6 protein-coding genes are annotated in these 4,625 nt (G+C 31.0%); all 6 read left to right on the forward strand.

Translation table 4 applies throughout. The features are described from left to right. The first annotated feature begins 195 nt into the window (after positions 1-195). Positions 196-1,191 carry a heat-inducible transcriptional repressor HrcA gene (gene hrcA, locus C4B25_RS04090; protein ID WP_168380702.1) on the forward strand — a complete coding sequence of 332 codons (996 nt, stop codon included), beginning with the start codon at positions 196-198 and terminating at the stop codon, positions 1,189-1,191. Further along, entirely contained in the window at positions 1,191-1,712 is a 522-nt protein-coding gene (locus tag C4B25_RS04095) for a hypothetical protein (RefSeq protein ID WP_131613812.1), read from the forward strand. The genes hrcA and C4B25_RS04095 overlap by 1 nt, the downstream gene beginning before the upstream one ends. Further along, positions 1,705-2,232 (forward strand): DUF4231 domain-containing protein, encoded by a 528-nt coding sequence (locus C4B25_RS04100; RefSeq protein WP_131613813.1) that lies wholly within the window; start codon positions 1,705-1,707, stop codon positions 2,230-2,232. Before C4B25_RS04095 ends, C4B25_RS04100 begins: the two co-directional genes overlap by 8 nt. Next, on the forward strand, positions 2,219-2,665 hold the full coding sequence (locus C4B25_RS04105; RefSeq protein WP_131613815.1) for a DUF4231 domain-containing protein: 447 nt from the start codon (positions 2,219-2,221) through the stop codon (positions 2,663-2,665). The genes C4B25_RS04100 and C4B25_RS04105 overlap by 14 nt, the downstream gene beginning before the upstream one ends. A gap of 65 nt (positions 2,666-2,730) precedes the next feature. After that, a complete protein-coding gene (locus C4B25_RS04110) occupies positions 2,731-3,387 on the forward strand; it encodes a nucleotide exchange factor GrpE (RefSeq protein WP_131613816.1) in 657 nt (218 codons plus the stop codon). A 29-nt stretch (positions 3,388-3,416) separates the two neighbouring features. Then, positions 3,417-4,625: Hsp70 family protein (locus tag C4B25_RS04115; RefSeq protein WP_131613818.1), on the forward strand; the 1,209-nt coding region annotated here is incomplete at its 3' end.

Raw genomic sequence — 4,625 nt, forward strand, 5'->3', positions numbered from 1 at the left:
TTTACCTTTCGATCTGTCGTATTCATATTTAATGTTTGATCCTTTTTGGATTTCTATAGTTACGTTTAAATTTTTCATACCAATATTATATATTGTTTTCCTTGGTTAAAAATAAGAAATTTCACAAGGTGTTCTATAATTAGCACTCTCATATGTTAGGGTGCTAAAAAATAGTCTTTCATATATAATATGATTATGAATAATTTAACTAAAAGACAACAAGAATATCTTCTTTTGATTACAAGAGAATATATATCAAGTGGTAATCCGGTTGGGTCTGCTGCTCTTATTAAGGGGTTTGGGCTTGACGTTTCACCAGCAACCGTACGTAACGAAATGGCAGCATTAGAAAAAAAAGGATATTTAGAAAAATGCCATACATCATCTGGGAGAATTCCATCAGCGGAAGGGTTTTTATTATACGCAAACCATTCTAAAAATACTGATGTATCTGTAGAAATACAAAAACAATTAAAGGGTATCTTTGCGAAAAGAACCATCGGTATTGATCAAGTTCTTGAAGAAGCGGCTGAAGCCATTTCAACAATTACAGATTTAACATTAGTTACTAAAACTGATGCAGCTGACGAGTTATGTAAATCAATACAATTCGTACCTTTAAACGAACAAAATGCAACCATTGTTATAGTTACTTCAACAGGTAGAGTTGAATCTAAATTAGTTTCTGTTAAAAATGGTGCTCAATTAGAAGATATACGTATTGCTGTTAGGGTATTAAAAGATAGGTTGGTTAATACACCTATGAGAAATCTAGCAATTAAAACTGAAGCATTAACAGGAATTGTTTCCGAAGAAGTTAAGGACTTTGAGTTTGTAATACAAGAAATGATTACAAAGGTTTTCGATTTCCACACAAAACAAACTTCACGTGTATATGGAAGAACTAATATTATTAAAAAGCCAGAATTCAAGGATAGAGAAAAACTATTCAACATCATGGAAAGATTGGAAAGTAAATCAATTTGAGAAACCATTGAAGATCAAGCTGACAACGAAGATGAAACACTTAAGATTTCTATATTAGATAATCAAGCACTTATTTCTAAAAAAATAAGGATCGGTGAAGGTTCTATGGAAGTGTCAATAGTTGGTCCTGATAGAGTTGATTATGAAAAAGCGTTACCGATATTAAAATTATTGGATGAGCTAGTTAATGGGGAGGGCGAATAATGGCAACAAAAGAAACAAAGATGAGTCCTATTAATGATAGAAAAGGGATTGGTAGTTACGTTAAAAGAGAACTTAAGAAATTAGAAGAGGCTAAAAAGAGAGCAAGAATATGTTGAACTGTTATAACTTCTTTAGTTGGGTTATGTAATATATCAATTGTAGTTATTGCTATATACGCATTAATTGGAATTTCACTTAGAAAAGTTGGAGCGGATATTTTAGTTCCAGCTTCATTAGTGTGTTTAATTACAATTGCATTATTCTTCATGGGATTTGTTCTTGCTTTATATCAAAACTTCAAGCAAGATCATAAATACAAAAGAGCAATCGACACAATTCAAAATGAATATATGAAATACAAAAGTTCTTCTTATGTATATGAAGGTATAAGTGAAGAAGAAGGAATGAAATTATTAAAATCTCAAATTCAAGATGACTTATTAAATATATTTGAAGTTAAGAAGAAACCAAGTGCTTCAAAAATTATCATTAAAACATTGATTGGAGATAAAGATGAGTAAAAAAGTAATTAAAAGTATTTATCATCTTCATGATACACCAATGGAATACGTTGAAGCGCGTAGGAAACATTCAAAAAGAGATTTAATAATCTTTAGACAATTATTCATTTGATTAAATGTTGCAATAGCAATAGCTGCGGCAACAATGGCTATATTAACAGCATTAATATTTTCATTATTATTATTTGGAGGAAAAAAACCAGCATGATTCTTCTTCATGGTAACTGGGGTTTCAGCTACAACAACGATGCTTACCTCATTTATTAACTTCTTTGTTATAAAAGGTAAATACCAAGAGGCAATGAGAGTTAATAGACGTATTAGAGGTCAAATAACACTTTATATTAATAAAGCTGGTTTCTATTCAGAGGACGCTAAAAATAGAGAAATATTACTTTATACAAGAGTTGCACAAATTTGCGGTAACTATGATGCTATTGGAGAGACGGATGATACCGTTAAAGAAATAGAAGAGTTAGTTAAGAATACGAAGAAAAGGAGTAAAGATGCAAAAAAATAAAATAGTTGAAATACTCCAAAAAGACGATGGGGTAATGCACATTTGAAATACAGTTAATAACAAATATAGAAAAAGTAGATTCTATAATACACTGATAAACTCCACTATATTTATTCTTACTGCAACATTAGTACTTATTAACCTTTGAGCTATGTTAACACTTAAAAACCCACCTTACAATACTCATGATTGACAATGAGCAAGGAACTGTTTCTTAATAATGGCTATCATTACTGCGGTAACAGGATTATTAACATCAGCATTGTCTATATTTAAATTTAAAGACAAGACAAGACAAATGAAGGATGCTATTAATTCTATTAAAGAAGAATATAAAGAATATAAGTTAAAAGACGGAAGATATGCAGACATTAAAAACAAAGATCAAGTCTTCATTGAATTTGTTTCAGAATCAGCATTTATTGAATTTTAAGGCACTTGCGTCTTTTTTTTAGCACTTGTTGTGTGAGAGTGCTAAAAATATGATATGATTTGATTATGTCAGATAAAAAAGATAAAAAAACAAACGATGAAACTACAGTAAAAGTAGAAATCAAAAAAGAGCAAAAAAAGGAAAAGAAATCTAAACAATGTAAAGATTGTGTAGATAAAAAGAATCTTGAAAAAGAGATTAAATTATTAAAACAAAAGAACTCAAACTTAGAAAAACAAATAATTGATCTTAAACAAGAAAATGTTAAAGCTCAAGATGCTTTCTTGGAACAAGCAAAAACTTTCCAAAGTAAAGCTAAAGAAAAAGTAGAAGAATTTAAAAGTGAGCATAAAGCTAAAATGGATGAAGAAGTTTCACACATTAAGAAATTTGCAACTTCAAAATTCTTTAAAGAGATGACAGAACCTTGATTGAATTTACAATTAGCGGTTGAATTCGGTGAAAAACAAGATGATCCAGGAGTTAAGAATTATGTAATTGGATTCAAAATGTTATTAAAACAAATTGATTCAATTATGGAAGCACATGGATTAACTAAAATCACACCAAAAGTTGGAGAAGATTTTAATCCAGAAACAATGGATGCAATCTCAACTATTGAAAACGAAGAAATGACTGATAAAGTAACAGAAGTTAAGAAAAATGGATTTAAACATCATGACAGAGTAATAAGACCCGCAACAGTAGTTATAGGGAAATAATAAATTAAGAAAATTAGGAGAAATACATTATGGCAAAAGAAATAATTTTAGGAATTGACTTAGGAACAACAAACTCAGTTGTTTCTGTAATTGAAGATAAAGAACCAAAAGTTCTAGAAAACCCAACAGGGAAAAGAACAACACCATCAGTTGTTTCATTCAAAAATGGAGAAATCATCGTTGGTGAAGTAGCTAAAAGACAAATGGAAACAAACCCAGATACAGTTGCATCTATTAAACGTCTAATGGGTACAGATAAAAAAGTTAAAGCAAACGGTAAAGAATATACACCAGAAGAAATTTCAGCAATGATCCTTGGATACATGAAAGAATACGCCGAGAAAAAAATGGGTACAAAAATTACTAAAGCTGTTGTTACAGTTCCTGCATACTTTAATAATGCAGAACGTGAAGCAACAAAAAATGCTGGTAAAATTGCTGGTCTAAATATCGAAAGAATTATTAACGAACCAACAGCAGCAGCACTTGCATTCGGACTTGACAAAACAGATAAAGAACAAAAAGTTCTTGTTTATGACCTAGGTGGAGGAACATTTGACGTTTCAGTTCTAGATCTAGCAGATGGTACATTTGAAGTTCTTTCAACATCAGGTGATAATAAACTTGGTGGAGATGACTGAGATGATGCAATCGTTGAATGATTAGAAGCAAAAATCAAAGAAGAAAATGGAGATGTTCAATTAGATAAAATGGCTATGCAACGTCTTAAAGATGCTGCTGAAAAAGCTAAGATTGAACTTTCAGGTGTAACTGAATCAACAATCTCTCTTCCATTCTTAGCAATGACTGCAAATGGACCTTTAAACTTTGAAACATCATTAACAAAAGCAAACTTTGAAAAAATGACAGATCACTTAGTTCAAAGAACAAGAAAACCTATTGAAGATGCTCTTAAAGAAGCAAAACTATCAGCATCAGAAATTGATGAAGTTCTATTAGTTGGGGGTTCAACACGTAACCCAGCTGTTCAAGAATTAGTTGAACAAGTTCTAAACAAAAAACCAAACCGTTCAATTAACCCTGATGAAGTTGTAGCACTTGGTGCTGCAATCCAAGGTGGAGTTCTTGCTGGAGATATTGACGACGTTCTATTATTAGACGTTACTCCTCTAACACTTGGTATTGAAACAATGGGTGGTGTAGCAACTCCTCTTATCCCAAGAAACACAACTATTCCTGTAACTAAATCACAAATCTTCTCAACAGCTGTTGAAAAC

Origin of the sequence: Mycoplasma todarodis, from assembly GCF_004335995.1 — a bacterium.
GTDB classification, from domain to species: Bacteria; Bacillota_I; Bacilli_A; order Mycoplasmatales; family Metamycoplasmataceae; genus Mycoplasma_K; species Mycoplasma_K todarodis.